Origin of the sequence: Paenibacillus sp. FSL R5-0887 (genome assembly GCF_038002305.1) — a bacterium.
GTDB lineage: Bacteria > Bacillota > Bacilli > Paenibacillales > Paenibacillaceae > Paenibacillus_AQ > Paenibacillus_AQ odorifer.
Genome location: NZ_JBBOCE010000002.1, coordinates 1,165,593 through 1,181,584 on the forward strand (window position 1 = coordinate 1,165,593; position 15,992 = coordinate 1,181,584).

The 15,992-nt window shown below is 45.1% G+C and carries 13 protein-coding genes; 7 read left to right on the forward strand and 6 right to left on the reverse strand.

All coding sequences use genetic code 11. The annotated features are described in order from the left end of the window. Window positions 1-11: 11 nt before the first annotated feature. From MKY14_RS23140 to MKY14_RS23150, 3 genes are all read right to left on the reverse strand, one after another. Complete coding sequence (locus tag MKY14_RS23140) at window positions 12-1,589, reverse strand: DUF3502 domain-containing protein (protein WP_076105428.1); 1,578 nt, start codon at window positions 1,587-1,589, stop codon at window positions 12-14. An 80-nt stretch (window positions 1,590-1,669) separates the two neighbouring features. Next, window positions 1,670-2,566 carry a carbohydrate ABC transporter permease gene (locus MKY14_RS23145; protein ID WP_076105429.1) on the reverse strand — a complete coding sequence of 299 codons (897 nt, stop codon included), beginning with the start codon at window positions 2,564-2,566 and terminating at the stop codon, window positions 1,670-1,672. 28 nt (window positions 2,567-2,594) lie between these two features. Then, window positions 2,595-3,539, reverse strand: a complete 945-nt coding sequence (locus MKY14_RS23150) for an ABC transporter permease (RefSeq protein ID WP_305953532.1) — start codon at window positions 3,537-3,539, stop codon at window positions 2,595-2,597. 679 nt (window positions 3,540-4,218) lie between these two features. Here MKY14_RS23150 and bglX point away from each other — a divergent pair. The 4 genes from bglX (at window position 4,219) to MKY14_RS23170 (ending at window position 9,292) form a co-directional block, all read left to right on the forward strand. After that, window positions 4,219-6,342, forward strand: coding sequence for a beta-glucosidase BglX (bglX, locus tag MKY14_RS23155; RefSeq protein ID WP_340978051.1), 2,124 nt, complete (start codon window positions 4,219-4,221; stop codon window positions 6,340-6,342). Window positions 6,343-6,458: 116 nt separating this feature from the next. Beyond that, the gene (locus MKY14_RS23160) at window positions 6,459-7,427 is read left to right on the forward strand and encodes a metallophosphoesterase family protein (protein WP_340977417.1); all 969 of its coding nucleotides are present in this window, start codon (window positions 6,459-6,461) and stop codon (window positions 7,425-7,427) included. Window positions 7,428-7,613: 186 nt separating this feature from the next. Then, entirely contained in the window at window positions 7,614-8,366 is a 753-nt protein-coding gene (locus MKY14_RS23165) for a 3'-5' exonuclease (RefSeq protein ID WP_036686897.1), read from the forward strand. A gap of 173 nt (window positions 8,367-8,539) precedes the next feature. Then, complete coding sequence (locus MKY14_RS23170; protein WP_340977419.1) at window positions 8,540-9,292, forward strand: MerR family transcriptional regulator; 753 nt, start codon at window positions 8,540-8,542, stop codon at window positions 9,290-9,292. Window positions 9,293-9,376: 84 nt separating this feature from the next. Here the strand turns inward: MKY14_RS23170 and aroD are convergent, their stop codons facing one another. Together aroD and rbsK are read right to left on the reverse strand one after the other, a co-directional pair. Further along, window positions 9,377-10,141, reverse strand: coding sequence for a type I 3-dehydroquinate dehydratase (gene aroD / locus MKY14_RS23175; RefSeq protein WP_340977420.1), 765 nt, complete (start codon window positions 10,139-10,141; stop codon window positions 9,377-9,379). 61 nt (window positions 10,142-10,202) lie between these two features. After that, on the reverse strand, window positions 10,203-11,132 hold the full coding sequence (gene rbsK / locus MKY14_RS23180; RefSeq protein WP_340978053.1) for a ribokinase: 930 nt from the start codon (window positions 11,130-11,132) through the stop codon (window positions 10,203-10,205). Window positions 11,133-11,388: 256 nt separating this feature from the next. On the opposite strand from rbsK, the gene glgP reads away from it, so the two are divergent. Together glgP and katA are read left to right on the forward strand one after the other, a co-directional pair. Beyond that, window positions 11,389-13,005 (forward strand): alpha-glucan family phosphorylase, encoded by a 1,617-nt coding sequence (glgP, locus tag MKY14_RS23185; RefSeq protein ID WP_076219778.1) that lies wholly within the window; start codon window positions 11,389-11,391, stop codon window positions 13,003-13,005. A 262-nt stretch (window positions 13,006-13,267) separates the two neighbouring features. Then, window positions 13,268-14,725: a catalase KatA gene (gene katA / locus MKY14_RS23190; RefSeq protein ID WP_076279887.1), complete on the forward strand. Its 1,458-nt coding sequence runs from the start codon at window positions 13,268-13,270 to the stop codon at window positions 14,723-14,725. 151 nt (window positions 14,726-14,876) lie between these two features. Here katA and MKY14_RS23195 read toward each other — a convergent pair whose 3' ends face one another. Next, complete coding sequence (locus tag MKY14_RS23195; protein ID WP_036686883.1) at window positions 14,877-15,071, reverse strand: sporulation protein Cse60; 195 nt, start codon at window positions 15,069-15,071, stop codon at window positions 14,877-14,879. Window positions 15,072-15,467: 396 nt separating this feature from the next. Between MKY14_RS23195 and MKY14_RS23200 the strand changes: the two genes are divergently transcribed. Next, a complete protein-coding gene (locus MKY14_RS23200; RefSeq protein ID WP_036686880.1) occupies window positions 15,468-15,923 on the forward strand; it encodes a GreA/GreB family elongation factor in 456 nt (151 codons plus the stop codon). Window positions 15,924-15,992: the final 69 nt, after the last annotated feature.

The following is a 15,992-nucleotide window of genomic DNA, read 5'->3' on the forward strand; positions in this document are numbered from 1 at the left end:
CTTAACTTTCTTTAGTTGACAGGAACAAACGCAGCCAATTGCTTCTCTACTTCGGCAATGACCTTGTCAACTCCTGCTTTTTTCAGCTGATCGCGGTACTCTGCAACAGCTGCTTTTGGATCTTTGCTTGTTTTACCAAGCATCAATTGAATACCAAGCTGTGAATTCACGTTGGAAATCGAAGCAATTTCAGTTGTAACATTGGTTGGATCAAAGCTGAAGCCATTGTAAGGATCATCGATAGCCACTTTATCCCATTCTGCGAATAAGGAGTTACGGATTGGGTTTTCTGTATCCGTAGGAACTACGAATTTGTCATTACGAAGTGACCAAGCAGCGAAACCTCCGCCGTCCGTTTTATCGTTGAAGCCTGCAGGCTGCTTTTTAACACCATTTTCCATCACATATTGTTTGCCTTCAATACCGTTTTGGATGAGGTTGTAGTAGCTTTCATCGGTCATGAACTTCTCGATCACCATCAGAGCGCGCTCTGGATTAGCTGAGTTCGTGCTGATTACAGTCGAGTTGTCAACGCCCATCTTACGTTTGATCTTCTTATTAGCTTCCGCAAAAGTAAAGAAGTAAGGATCTGATTCCGGTTGCGCCTTCAAATCCGCACCGTATTGGCCGATCCAGTCCTGAGCATGAGTCAAATAACCTGCGGAGTTAGCTGCTCTGAAGTTATCCTTGCTGCCTAGGGTCGCAGACAGCACATCTTTACTCCAGTAACCCTTATCCGCCCATTCACGCATCTTCACAGCCCAATCTTCAAATTCCTGAGTGAAGGCTGGATGGAAGACGGTCTTGTAGTCCTCTGGACTTTTGGTCACAAGATTCAGCTCATTCAAAGATATACCAGGAGCGTTAAGCCACATCCCTGTAGTATCTACGAGCATTCTGAACATATTGGCTGCATCTTCTGCCTTGCCGTTAATTGGTGGGAAGGACTCATTAGCAACCACATTATCCATGTATTTAACCATATCATCAATGGAAGTGATTTTGTCCATTCCATATTTCTTCAGCAAGTCAGAACGATAGGCATAACCGGCAGGTGTGTATTCGCTATAAAGACTTGGTACACCATAAATTTTGCCTTTGTATTTTGTATTCTCCCACACACTTTCCGGGATTTCCGCTTTTAGCTTAGGAGCAACTTTATCCAGCATATCTGTAAGGTCCACTAGAGCGCCTTCACTAGCCAATGTGAAATAAGACACTGGAGCTCCGGGAGATGCATGCGACATATCAAATTCTTCGCCTGAAGCAAATAGCAGCGGGTACTTAGTAGCGATATCCGGCCAGTCAATATACTTCACTTCAATCGTAGCGTTTAGATCAGCCTTGAGCTTCTTGTTAATCTCAGCGAGGATTTCTTTATTTTTAACTCCTTCGCTGCCCCACAGGTAGTACACCAGCTTAGCTTCCTTGGAAGTATCCACTCCGCCTGCATTGGCTGAAGCCTCTGGAGCTTTCGTGGCTGCCGGATCATTACTCGGCTCATTGTTGTTCTTGGATGTGCAGGCTGTCAGTGCTCCAGTAAGCATGAGGACAGCAATTAAAGAAGACGCGATCTTTTTACCTTTCATTTAGGTAAGCCTCCCTTTTCTCTTCTATTTATGAAACTTTCATTTATAATAAACGCTCTTCGAAAAGAAGATTGCGTCCATTAACCCTTTACAGCCCCGATGGTGAGGCCTGTTACGAAATAACGCTGTACAAATGGATACAGGAGAATAATCGGTCCAGTGGCCAGCACAGCTGTAGCCATCTTGATGGATTGCGTCGGAAGATCAGCAGTATTGATGACCGCTCCCGAGTTGATTAGCGCTCCTAAGTTCGTCTGATTGACCATTCGCTGCAAAAAGTATTGGAGCGGATATTTCGTCGGACTGTCAATATACAACATCCCGTTATACCACTCATTCCAAAAGCCTAGTGCTGAGAAAAGTCCAATAGTAGCCAAGGATGGAACCGCCAGCGGAATAAATATCCGCCAATAGATGCGAAAGTCACCAGCACCGTCAATGGTAGCGGATTCATATAAGGAATCCGGAATCGCCTTCATGAAATTACGCATCAGGAAGATGGACCATGCACCAACTACACCCGGAAGAATCATGGCGAATAAGCTGTCCTTCATATGCAGGTGCTTAACCATCAGGATGTATGTCGGAATCAAGCCGCCACTGAATAGTGTTGTAAAGTAAATCAAGAAGGAAAAGAAGTTGCGGTACTTGAAATCCTTACGGTTGAGCACGAATCCGGCCATCGACATCATAAACAGTCCGAGTACCGTACCCACTACGGTGATGAAGATAGTTACCTGATAAGCATTCACCAGCTGAGTAGAGTTGTTGAATAGCATCTCGTAAGCCTTAAAGGAAAATGCCTTCGGCAGCAGCTTGTAGCCTTCACGAACAATTTCCTGCTCGTTCATGAACGATGAGGAGATCATCAACGCGAAGGGAAATAAACAGAATAGCGCAAAGATAGCGATACAGATATAACTGACTGCTTTTATGAGAATGCTTCCGGAATCCTGTTTGATTGTACTCTTTTCCATATTTATCACCCCTGTTTCGTGTCTAGTCTTAGAACAAAGCGCTGTCCGGTTCTACCTTGCGTACAATAAAGTTAACTACAAGCACCAGGATCAGACCGAATAAGGATTGGTAGAAGCCCACTGCGGCACCCATAGAGAAGTTGAATTGTCCCACCAGTGAACGGAAGACATAGGTATCGATGATATCTGTCTGCGGATACAGTACAGAGTTCGTACCGATCAGATTATAGAAAAGGTCAAAGGATCCCTTGAGAATTCCACCCATACCGAACAGTAGAAGCAGAATAAAGGTTGGCTTCAGAATCGGCAAGGTCATATAACGGATTCGCTGCCAGGTAGTCGCTCCATCCATATAAGCAGCCTCGTACAGATCATGATTAATCCCTGTGATCGTTGCCAGATAAACAATCATTCCATATCCGGTACCCGCCCAGATCTTGAAAGCCACAATAATATATTTCCAGATGCCCGGATCGGAATAGAACTCGTAACGGTCTAGCCCCATTCCAGTTAACATCGTATTGATAAACCCGGAATTGAAATTGAATATATTGTAGGCAAACACACCGACGATAACCATGGAGATGAAATTCGGTAACAGGATAACGGATTGTGATATTTTTTTGAACCACTTGCCTGAGATCTCAGACAACATAATGGCAAATACTATTTGAATGATATTACCTAAAGCCAGAAAGACGATATTATAGAGCAGCGTATTCTTGGTAATATTCCATAGATCCCCATTTTGAACCAGAAACTCAAAGTTCTTAAGGCCGATAAAGTTACTTCCAAAAATCCCCTTATTGAGCTTGTAATCTACAAATGCGACGTAAGCTCCAGGCATTACAGCATAGTGAAAGATAACGAAATATACGATTACAGGCAGCAACATTAGAAAAAGAACTTTGTTCTTAATGACTTCCCGAACAATGTTTCCACCCACAAGCTTCAGTCTCGCCAAAGTGCCCACCTCCAATTTGAAAGATGCATTCAGTCACATGCATAAATTACCTTCCTTTCTTGTCCAGCAGCCAGAATAAAAACAGTTTGCCCAACCTTCATAAAAAAGTGTATCGAGTGTTGTAGAAACGTTTCCAGTGTTTCTGTAAAACTCTCTGTGTGAGAAGCATACTCCCAAAATGTATGCGCTGTCAATTCATTTTATTTTTGAATTACAAGTACTAAAGTTACATATTTCACGTAAAAAAATATAAATTAGCTGTTTTTCCAAAGGCGATTGACTTTTTTTGGTGTTCAGACTAATATCGAGGTGTATCGTTTGTGGAAACGTTTTTACACTTTTCTTTCATAGACATGTCAGTCTCCATATGTAACATCTTAATGATGCAATCCTCTTCTGATTTAATTTATGCCTCATCCCTGTATCCGAAGAGAGAAATGCTATGATTTTCACAACAAATGAACCTGATTATAGCTCAGGCCCATTCCGCATCTCGGAGCTGTGTGCCAGGAGAGTAAACGGTTCACTCCCATCCTTATCGCCTATCTAACGTAAGTTTTGCTAATAAAATCATGCTTACGCTGCCCGGCGGGGAACTACACATCTATTTAACAAACTAACTTTCAATGCGCTCACGAGGAAGGAGTTAACCATGACTAAAACGTTTATCCAAGATCTTGTGAACGATATGACCCTGGACGAAAAGCTGGCCCAATTAACCCAGCTAGGTCCTCACTATTGGGGTTTGGACGATACCGTGGATTTAACTGGTCCATTTAAGGAACTGAATATTAAGCCGCAGGTAATGGAGAGCATCGGAAGTGTTCTGAACGGTATTGGAGCCCGGAATGTAATCGAGCAACAGACCCGACATTTGCAAACCAGCCGACAAAAGATTCCTCTGCTCTTCATGGCGGATGTCATTCACGGCTACCGGACCATCCTCCCGATTCCGCTGGCCATGGGCAGCAGCTTTGACCTTGAAGCCTGTGAAAGGTTTGCTGAAATCGCCGCCAAGGAGAGTGCGGCTGCCGGCATTCACGTCACCTTCTCGCCCATGACTGATCTCGTACGCGACCCGCGCTGGGGACGTGTCATGGAGACATCTGGTGAGGATCCCTATCTGAATGCCCGTGTCACCGAAAGTATGGTGCGGGGTTATCAGGGCAAGGACCTAAAAGAAAAAGGACGCATCGCCGCCTGTGTGAAGCACTTCGCTGGTTACGGTGCTCCCGAAGGCGGACGGGAATACAACACGGTGGATATGTCTTCCGGCGTATTGCGTGAGTTCTACCTGCCAGCCTATAAGGCTGCCGTAGATGCTGGTGTGGCCATGGTGATGGCCGCATTTAATACCATTGACCGTATCCCGGCAAGTGGTAATTCCGAACTTCTTCGCGGGATTTTACGGGAAGAATGGGGCTTCAACGGCGTTACCATCGCCGATTTCAATTCCGTTAATGAGCTGATTCCCCATGGCGCCGCGATAGATGGCCGTGAGGCAGCCGAGAAAAGTCTGGCTGCTGGGCTGGATATTGAGATGATGTCCACTCACTATCTAAACCACGGCGCTGCTCTGGTCGAGGAAGGAAAGCTTGATATCGCCTTGATCGATGAAGCCGTCATCCGGGTGCTTGAGCTCAAGGACGCGCTTGGCTTGTTCGATAATCCATTCAAGGATGCAGATCCGCTGGTGGATGAGGCTCCGAAACCTAGCGCGGAGCATCTGCAGGCCGCACGGGAGCTTGGAGCTAGCTCAGTTGTACTGCTCAAAAACGACAATGATGCTTTGCCCCTTAAACGTGGCATGAAGATTGGTCTGGCTGGTCCTTTCGCCACCTCCATTCATGTGCTGGGCGGTTGGGCCGGGACAGAAAAAGATCCGGCTGTATCACTCTACACCGGCCTTTCGCAAAAAACATCTGCCGAAAATATTTTTACGGCCATGACTGGTGAGCTGGGAAGCATGCTTGAGGGTGTTTTTGATGTGGAGGATGAAATTGAAGACGCCTACCAGGCGCTGAAGGATTGTGATGTAATTCTCGCCGCTGTCGGTGAGAACCAGCAGGATACCGGGGAAGGCGGAAGCAAATCCAATCTCCGCCTATCAGCCAATCAGGAGAAGCTGATCTGGCGTCTGAAGGCTACCGGCAAAAAGGTCGTCACCATTGTATTCAGCGGCAGACCACTGGAGCTGAAACCCGTTCTTGATGCCAGCGACGCTCTGCTGCAGGCTTGGTTTCTGGGTACAGAGTCAGGAAATTCGCTGGCCGATGTGCTGTTCGGAGATTATAATCCTTCCGGACGTTTATCGATGAGCTTCCCCTACTCGGTTGGGCAAATTCCTGTCTATTACAATGCTTATCAAACGGGACGTCCTTATGATCCTATGTATCCTAATGTGCGTTACGTGACCCGTTATCTGGACTGCCCGAATGACCCGCTGTTCTGTTTTGGTTATGGCCTGAGCTATTCCAGGTTTGCTTACAACAGCTTCAATGTTGAAGCTGCGGATCGGGTGGTTGCCTCCATTGAAGTAGAGAATACTTCGGACATCGCCGGCAAGGAAACCGTTCAGCTCTACATCCACGACGTCAGCGCAAGTGTCGTGCGCCCGGTCAAGGAACTGAAAGGCTTCCAGCAGATTACACTCGCACCGCATGAGAAACAGGTGGTTTCCTTCGAAATCACCAGAGAAATGTTAATGTTCTACGGAAAAGACGATCAGTTGGTCTTCGAGCCTGGGGAATATGATATTATGATCGGTAGAAACTCTGGAGATCATTGCACTCAGCGGATCTGGATCGGCTGACCTGCGTATAGCTATGCTTCTAACGACGTCAGCCCTTATTGCCCTCTTGGCGCAATGAGGGGTTGGCGCCTCCACAGCTTGCTATTCAATATTCGATAGTAAGGGAGATTATTCTAATGAGACACAGTTTATCATTTCAGCAAGATGGCACTTTTAAAATCGTACAATTTACCGATCTGCACTGGATGGATGGAAGAGCTGAGGATCAGCTTACCGAGGCACTGATGGAACGCATTCTGGATGCGGAACAACCTGATCTTGTGGTTTTCACGGGAGATCTTATTTACACGGGTCCTGTATCACCGGGAAACAAGGCATGCGAGCACCCCGCACAAGCTTTTCGTGAGGCTGTCGCTGCCGTGGAGAGATCCGGCATCCCTTGGACCTTTGTATTTGGCAACCATGACACAGAAACTCTGATTTCAAAGAGTGAACTGATGCAAATTGCCCTGGAACATCCCCACTGCCTGACCGAAGCCGGTCCAGAAGAGCTGGAAGGCTCGGGCAATTACACTCTTGAAATTAAAGATCAGGAGGACGACTCGGCTGCTATTTTGTATTTTCTGGACTCTGGCGGCTACTCCGAATATGAGGATATCCCGGGCTACAATTGGGTTGGGCGGAATCAGATCAACTGGCTGACGGCTGAATCTGCGCGGCTGAATCCGAAGACTGCTGAGAACAGGCTGCCTGCCTTGGCTTTCTTCCATATTCCAATTCCCGAATATCGGGATGTCTGGTCTACACAAGTCTGTCATGGGCATAAGTTTGAGCGTGTATGCTCACCTGAGGTGAACTCGGGCTTATTCTCGGCTTTGCTGGAAATGGGTGATGTGCTTGGCACCTTCTGCGGACATGACCATATCAACGATTTTAGCGGCAGCCTGTATGGCATACGTCTTTCTTATGGCCGTGCTACCGGCTACAATACTTATGGAAAAGAAGGCTTTATGCGGGGAGCACGCGTCATCGAACTGGTCAAAGGCACTCAAGACTTCAATACCTGGCTTCGTCTTGATGACGGATCCGTTATAAATGAACAGCCGATTCATATGCCTGAACCTGCTGCTGATTCAGGACATTAATCTTTTATAGGATTAAATTTTAATAGTGATTAAATGAACCAGTGCGCAGATGTTACGCTGGTTCATTTTTTTGTGCAAATATTAGCTTGTCTCCATATTCCCCATTACATCACTTTTTTTGTTAAAATAGAGAAGTCGACGTATTAAGCACTACAGCGTCAGTCATGGAAACGGAGGCAAGTACCTGTGGATTATATTATTCTGGACATCGAATTCAACGGCCGTAAGTTTGCCAGCGAGCACCCTATGGAGGTCATTGAGATTGGAGCCGTCCGGTTAGACTCTTCACTGCAGTATAAGGATGAATTTTCTTCCTTGATCAAACCTATATATTTCTCCACCCTAAATTCCTTTATTAAGAAAAAAACGGGTATCCCTCAAGAGGAAATCGATATTGCCGCCCGCTTCCCCAAAGTCATCACTGCTTTTAGAGAGTGGCTTGATCTAAGTACAGACGGAGTTCTGCTGCTTACCTGGGGTGGCGAAGACATGAAGCGAATCATTCAGGATGTGCGCATGCACAAGATGGACGAATCCTACTGGATGTCCGCTACGTATTTCGATTTGCTCAAAGGAGTTCTTCGTGCGCGTGGTCTTAGCAATGATGTCAGCGTGGAAAGCGCGATGGCATTGTTTGAGCTTGAGCCTACTGGATCTGCACACCGGGCGCTGGATGATGCACGGATGACGTCAGAGATCTTCCGCGCCGTGTTTAAGGATCTGGATTTTGAGCGTTCACAGCATTACGTAGATACCTTCTCCAATGCCAAAGAACGCAAAACAGTTAAGGTAGCCATAAAGGCTATGACCTCACAAAAAATTGTACCTACCTGGGACCTTGTCGTTGAACACTACTTCTCAGACAAAGCAACCCTTGCGGACCCTCGTAAGCTGGAGGAATTGCACAATTATTTCACAGCACAGATGGGCCATAAATAAATTCAAGCAGCAAAGCTTAACATTATAGACTTATTCATAGCAGCGGCAGACTTCCCCATGATCATTCAGAGGGTAGCTGCCGTTGTTTTGGATATGCTAAAAAAACCATTTGACCTTCACGTTACGTAAAGGTGTACATTTGATTTGTAGGAGGTGATACTACGGAATACACAGTGCAGAAGCTCGCAGAGTTAGCTGGAATCAGCACACGGACCCTGCGCTACTACGATGAGTTTGGCATTCTTAAGCCGGCGAGAATCAACTCTTCGGGGTATCGTATCTATGGCCGTACCGAAGTAGATCTACTACAGCAAATTTTATTTTATCGGGAGCTTGGCTTAAGTCTGGAACGTATCAAAGCTATTATGACTGAACCGTCATTCGACGGAGCCAAAGCGCTACGGGAGCATCATGACAAGCTGCTTGAAAAGAGACATCAATTAGATCTATTAATCGCTAACGTCGAAAAGACGCTGGCTCAAAAAGAAGGGAGAAATACCATGAGTGATACTGAAAAATTCGAAGGCTTTAAACAAAAGCTGGTAGATGACAACGAAAAGAAATATGGCCAAGAAATAAGGGAGAAATACGGAGATGACACCATTAATCAATCCAACCAAAAGCTTAAAGGAATGACAGAAGAACAATATGCCGCTATACAACAGCTTGAGGAAGAGATGTTCGAAACACTCTTGCAAGCAATGGAGCATGGAGACCCTGCCAGTGTATTAGCGCAAAAAAGTGCAGACCTACATCGTGAGTGGCTCTCCTTCTACTGGAATTCCTATTCCAAAGAAGCTCATGCTGGTGTTGCACAATTGTATGTTGATGATGAACGTTTTACCGAATACTATGACAAACGCCGCCCTGGACTCGCTGCGTTTCTAAGAGATGCCGTACATGTATATACGGGAAAAAATGCGTAAGCGCACGAACAATATTTTAAAATAGAAAAAGGCATCCGGATACTCCGGATGCCTTTTTTTTGAGGCAATAGCAATCAGCAGAAATCACAGACTGCGGTGCAGCAGCGACAATGTATTCCGAAGCTCAGCGACAGCTACCTGGCCAGGTGCAGAAGGTTTATGTGCAGCTCCGAAGGTAAGCGCTGAACCAAAAACTTCACCTGCCAAACGGCTGATCACCCCGGCTCCCGCCATAGACATCGTTATAATCGGACGGTCTGCATATTTTTCCTTCATGATATGTGTAGCTTCCAGCAAAGTTAACACATCGCCTGCATCTTGGGGCATAACGGCAATTTTGGGCAAATCCCCGCCAAGCTCCTGCGCCTTGCATAACCGTGAGATGATCTCCTCTTTAGGAGGTGTACCCTGAAAATCATGATTTGAAATAATGACAGACACGTTATGAGCATGAGCAGCTTCGACCAGTAGCTTTACATCCTGCTCATCATTAAATAGTTCAACATCTATTATATCTACTAGACCGCTCTCGGCAGCAGCTTTATTCAGTGCTGTGTAATATTCCGTGCTGACTTGCTTCTCTCCGCCTTCTTTTGCACTCCGAAAAGTAAAAATCAGCGGCAGATCTGAAATCACAGAACAGATTTCGCTTAGTGCGTTCTTTACAGCTGCAACGTCTTCCACTTCAGCAAAAAAATCCGTCCGCCACTCCACCAAATCAGGTTGCAGTACTTTCAGCGCTTCCGCTTCCTGCTTCAGCTCAGACAAGGTCGCTCCAATTAGCGGAACACATATCTTAGGGATTCCTTCGCCGATGATCACATTTTTAACGGTTACTGTTCTGCTCATTATTTAAGCTCCTTATCCTATCTCATCTAGTATAGATCTTGAATATCCTGTACTGTCTATTCTACAGCGATTTACGTTTTAGAAACTGCTCGACCTTGGACAACTGCGGCAATGAAGGGATCGCCCCTTCTTTCCCTACAGCCAATGCACCTACAGCATTAGCGAAGCTCACGGCTTCCTCCAAGGTCTTCCCTAAGACCAGCTGCTGGGCTAATGCGCCATTAAATGAGTCACCGGCAGCAACTGTATCTACCGCCTTTACCGGGAAGCCTGGAACAGCCTTGGCACCTTCAGCATTCACAATCAGGGCACCTTTTGAACCCAAGGTTACAATTACGTTCTGTACTCCTTTTTGCAGCAAAATACGGGCTGCCTGCTCAGCAGTCTCTGCGCTATCCACAGTCATTCCGGACAAAATCCCGGCTTCCGTCTCATTAGGTGTCAGGTAAGATACCTGAGCCAGCATCTCATCCTTTAGCACTCTAGCTGGTGCAGGATTAAGGATGACCGGAATCCCCTTACGATGGGCAATCGCAATCGCCTGCTCACTCATCGCCAGATCCATTTCAAGCTGCAGCACAATGATCTTAGCCTGGCTAATCACAGCCTCCAATGCCTGAATATCCTCTACCGTAAGCTCAATATTCGCTCCAGGTACCACGATAATCCGATTTTCTCCATCTTCTTCAATAACGATTGAGGCGACTCCTGTTGCCTCATGTTCACTTACAGAAATATGCTCTATATGAATGCCTTCATTCCTGATAATCTCCAGCATTTCGCTACCAAAGGTATCTTTTCCAACTCTTCCGATCATACTAACCTCTGCACCCAGACGTGCTGCGGCAACGGCCTGATTTGCCCCTTTTCCGCCAGGAGATAGAGCAAAGGCTTGTCCAATCAGGGTTTCTCCTGCATCCGGTGACCGGTTTGTACGTACCACCATATCCATATTCAAGCTTCCAATCACAACTATATCCAACTTAGACACCACCATTAATTATTTCTTCAATCTCTTTATCTTAGGGGCTTCTGTCCACTTTATCAATCAATTCCGCTCAATTGGATTCAAAATGGTTGTTTTCACCAAATTGACGTTATGCTTTTATTCATCGAGTGTGCTAGAATAGTGGTGCAATCGCTTCCACAATGATTGCCTGCACTATTTTGAGCAAACGTTTGCACCTAAGATAATGCCCGCAGCTTCACTGCAATTTAATCTAATCCGTGATTAGGAGGCTTATCAAGTGAACGAACAAAAATTACCGTCAGTCGCTTATTTTAGTATGGAGTACGGGCTGCATTCCGATTTCAAAATGTATGCCGGAGGTCTGGGCATTCTTGCCGGAGACTACATCAAGGGTGCAAAAGATATCAACGCCCCTATTATCCCTATTGGGCTGAAGTGGAAACAAGGTTACACGGACCAAAAGATTGATGCCAATGGCAATCCGTACGACTCCTATCACAATTATGTTTATGAGTTTCTTGAAGATACAGGGGTTAAGGTAACTGTTAAAGTCCGAAAAACCGATGTGGTATGCAAAGTATGGAAAACTGATTATTTTGGCAACAGCACATTGTATTTACTGGATACGGATATTCCCGAGAATAATGATGCCTGGATCACAGGCCAATTGTACGGCTGGTTCGGCGAAGAACGGATCGCACAAGAGATCGTGCTTGGGATTGGTGGAGTCAAAGCTATGCGTGCGTTGCAAATCCCTATTGATGTCTATCACTTCAATGAGGGTCATGCGGCTCTAGCGGCTATCGAACTAATCCGTGAAAAAATGTCCGGAGGCCATACCTTCGAAGAAGCGTGGAAAGCCACTCGCGAAGAAGTCGTATTCACTACCCACACACCAATCAAAGAAGGCAACGAAACCCATCCTCTCGACCGACTTGAGTATATGAGTGCGTTCAACGGCTTAACCCGTGACCAGATGGAGCGGATCGGCGGCGAGCCATTTAATATGACGGTTGCAGGTCTAAGACTATCACGTATTTCCAACGCAGTAGCCCAGCTACACGCCGATACGGCTAATAAAATGTGGAAGGAAGTAGCCGGAAGATCGGAAATTATAGGCATTACTAATGCCATCCATACTCCTACCTGGGTAGATGATAGAATGACGCAAGCCTACGAACAGGATGGAGACTTATGGGCAGTGCATAAAGAGATCAAGGGCGAACTGATCCAGTTCATCAAAGAACGTTCCGGCATTAGCTTAAATGCTGACAATTTACTCATCGGCTTCTCACGCAGAGCAGCTCCATATAAACGAAGCGACCTGATCTTCTCGCAGCCAGAAATTATCGAACCTTATCTGGAGTCTGGAAAGATACAAATTGTATTCTCCGGCAAAGCGCACCCACTCGATGATAACGGTAAAAAAATCGTCAGTAACCTAGTAGCGATGATGAAAAAGTATCCAAAGAGTGTTGTGTTCCTCGAGAATTACGATATGACGATTGGTGCCCAGCTGACGCGCGGTGCTGATATTTGGCTCAACAATCCACGCAGACCATTGGAAGCCAGCGGCACCTCCGGGATGAAAGCAGCTATGAACGGTGTATTAAACTGTTCTATTCTGGATGGCTGGTGGCCGGAAGCCTGCATCGATGGCGAGAATGGCTGGCAGATTGGAGACGGCTTCGAAACTACAGACTTTGAGGTTCTGGATAAGCATGATAGTGATGCACTGTACAACACCTTATTGAAACGTGTGCTCCCAACCTTTTACGAGAATCGTGAACAGTGGGTACAAATGATGAAAAAGAGTATCGAAACCACCCGTACGGAGTTTGCCACCAAAAGAATGTTAGATGAATATTACAACAGAATGTACATTAAAGCCTAAGTACAAGAACCGAATATCTTCTATATCAAAAAATGCAGCGCACCCCTTCAGTGATGGTAGGGATGCGCTGTTTCTTTTTTAATTCTGCTAAGCAATTAATCACTTTGTCTATCATATATATCTGAATGTGCCAACGATGTATTGACCATTACCACATATTGTAATGAGTCAATTATTTAAAAAGTGTTGCAATTTCTCTAAAAAACATTAATATAGAACTTATACTAAATCTAAAATCAAATCTCATGAGGTGATTCTATTAATGAGCTCCAATAATAATAATCTTACAACCAGCTGGGGTGCTCCAGTAGGCGACAATCAGAATTCAATGACAGCCGGTGACCGCGGTCCCACTTTACTGCAAGATGTCCATTTGCTTGAGAAATTAGCCCACTTTAACAGAGAACGTGTTCCTGAACGTGTCGTTCATGCTAAAGGTGCAGGCGCTCACGGGTATTTTGAAGTTACAAAAGATCTAACCCAATACACAAAAGCTAACTTTTTGTCTGAAGTAGGCAAACGTACACCGTTGTTCATTCGTTTTTCTACTGTAGCTGGTGAATTAGGTTCTGCTGATACCGTACGCGACCCTCGTGGATTTGCCGTGAAGTTCTATACTGAAGAAGGAAACTATGATCTCGTAGGTAACAATACGCCTGTATTCTTCGTTCGTGATGCGATTAAATTCCCGGACTTTATTCATACACAGAAACGTGATCCACAGACACATCTGAAGAACCCGAATGCTGTATGGGACTTCTGGTCTTTATCGCCTGAATCTCTGCATCAGGTAACGATTTTGATGTCGGATCGCGGAATTCCAGCTACGCTGAGACATATGCATGGGTTCGGTAGCCATACCTTCAAGTGGGTAAATGCCGAGGGCAATGCAGTCTGGGTGAAATACCATTTCAAAACAGAACAAGGCATTAAGAATCTAGATGCAGACCTTGCTGCCAAAATCGCTGGGGAAAACCCGGATTATCATACAGAGGACTTGTTTAATGCTATTGATAAAGGAGATTTCCCTGCTTGGAAGCTCTACGTGCAAATTATGCCAATCGAGGATGCGAAGACTTACCGTTTTGATCCATTTGATGTAACAAAGGTCTGGTCGCAAAAAGATTATCCGTTAATCGAGGTTGGACGTATGGTATTGGATCGCAATCCGGAGAACTACTTTGCTGAAGTAGAACAAGTTACATTCTCCCCCGGCTCTTTCGTTCCTGGTATTGAAGCTTCGCCTGATAAATTGCTACAAGGCCGTCTGTTCGCTTATGGTGATGCACACCGTCACCGGGTTGGTCCCAACCATAACAGTTTACCTATCAACCGTCCAAAAGTAGAAGTGAAGAACTATCAACGTGATGGTGGCATGGCCTTGGGCAACAATGGCGGTTCCGGTGCCTATTACGAGCCTAACAGCTTAGGAGGACCTAAAGAATCACCGCAGCATAAAACATCGCCGTTCGAAGTCTCTGGTTATGCGGATAGTGTCTCCTACAATAGTGACGATCACTATACACAACCAGGTGACTTGTACCGTCTAATGTCTGAAGAAGAACGTTCCCGTCTAGTTCAAAATATCGTTGGCGCTATGACTCCTGTTGAAAGTAACGATATCAAACGTCTCCAGATTGAACATTTCTTTAAAGCTGATCCAGACTTGGGACAGCGTATCGCATCCGGTTTGGGTTTATCTGTACCAGACGGAATGTAAGATTGTAAATGCACTTATAAACTAAAGAGGACCTTTGCCCGTAGATGGGAAAGGTCCTCTTTTTGCTAATTAGCTGAAAACATAATAAATGATGACAATCACAACGCCCAGCGTGGAGACAATGGATAGACATGAAAAAAACGTGTTCCAGTTATTGCCTTTCATTTGTCTTATACACGACCAGTATAGTGGTTCTTTGGTGCTCTGCCCCATCACGTGATGATTTAACTACCGAACCGTAACAGATATTCACAATCTGTTCCTCCCGTAGTCCTGCCAGGAACTCATTAGCTTTATTCTCTGCATAAGAATTATCAGCATCTACAAACTCTTTAACTTGAATCATCCTGATCTCCTCCTTTAATAAATTAAGTAGTTATTTTATAGTTCTGGAATCTATATGTGAACTCAACGAAATGTACATGGCGTATCACTCCCCAGGTAACAATTAATGTAAAAATATCTTCAAAATACAGTATAGGCATTTCGCAGTTTTCTACGAAATGCCTATGCATCAGCCTATCATAGCACCCAAGTATGTAATAGTCAAAGGTTTTCATTACAATATTTAGAAGGTTTTAATTCCCCTTTTAAAATGGATTGGATTTACAAATAGAAGCTGGTATACTGATCAGAAGGTCTCCATTGGGGGACCTCTATTTGTATAGGAGGGATTTTAAGATGGCAACACACCATAACAGGTTTACAAGGAATGTGCTACTTAGAGGGGGTGAAATCTACTATGAACCATAGTCTTATCTATGAAGGCTCACGGACACAGCTGCTTCAGCAGCTTATCTATTTTGATGAGGAAAAAATCGCATTTCTAAATCAATACTTTCCGGTACGGAGCAAGGATAGAAGCAACGCTGAAACGCTGTTATCCCGTTATTGCTCCGAGCTGGAACAATTACTAACTGAGTTCAATGGTGAAGATTTAAATTCACAGGTCTTTATCGGAAGTCAGCTGCAGCTTCGTTACTTGGACGATAATACTACAGATATCTATACCATCGTATTTCCTAACCAAGCAGAACCTAACGATAACAAGATTTCTATGTTGTCACCTATAGGCATGCAGCTGCTGCTGGCTGAGCTCGGCAGTACTTGTCAGCTAGCGATTCCTTCAGGTCAACTAGAGGTGAAGATCGAAAGCATTAAGTTCGTGAATAATGGTGAAGTAGGCGTTCTTATATAAGGACGATCCCTTATATAGCCACTACAGCAGCGTCCCTTTCCAGATATTAAGGAGGAGGACGCTGTTCTA

Excerpts from the sequence above, each read along its gene's own strand:
- MKY14_RS23140 (WP_076105428.1), bottom strand. The coding sequence starts at position 1,589 with ATGAAAGGTAAAAAGATCGCGTCTTCTTTAATTGCTGTCCTCATGCTT.
- MKY14_RS23145 (WP_076105429.1), bottom strand. The coding sequence starts at position 2,566 with ATGGAAAAGAGTACAATCAAACAGGATTCCGGAAGCATTCTCATAAAA.
- bglX (WP_340978051.1), top strand. The coding sequence starts at position 4,219 with ATGACCCTGGACGAAAAGCTGGCCCAATTAACCCAGCTAGGTCCTCAC.
- MKY14_RS23160 (WP_340977417.1), top strand. The coding sequence starts at position 6,459 with ATGAGACACAGTTTATCATTTCAGCAAGATGGCACTTTTAAAATCGTA.
- aroD (WP_340977420.1), bottom strand. The coding sequence starts at position 10,141 with ATGAGCAGAACAGTAACCGTTAAAAATGTGATCATCGGCGAAGGAATC.
- katA (WP_076279887.1), top strand. The coding sequence starts at position 13,268 with ATGAGCTCCAATAATAATAATCTTACAACCAGCTGGGGTGCTCCAGTA.
- MKY14_RS23195 (WP_036686883.1), bottom strand. The coding sequence starts at position 15,071 with ATGATTCAAGTTAAAGAGTTTGTAGATGCTGATAATTCTTATGCAGAG.
- MKY14_RS23200 (WP_036686880.1), top strand. The coding sequence starts at position 15,468 with ATGAACCATAGTCTTATCTATGAAGGCTCACGGACACAGCTGCTTCAG.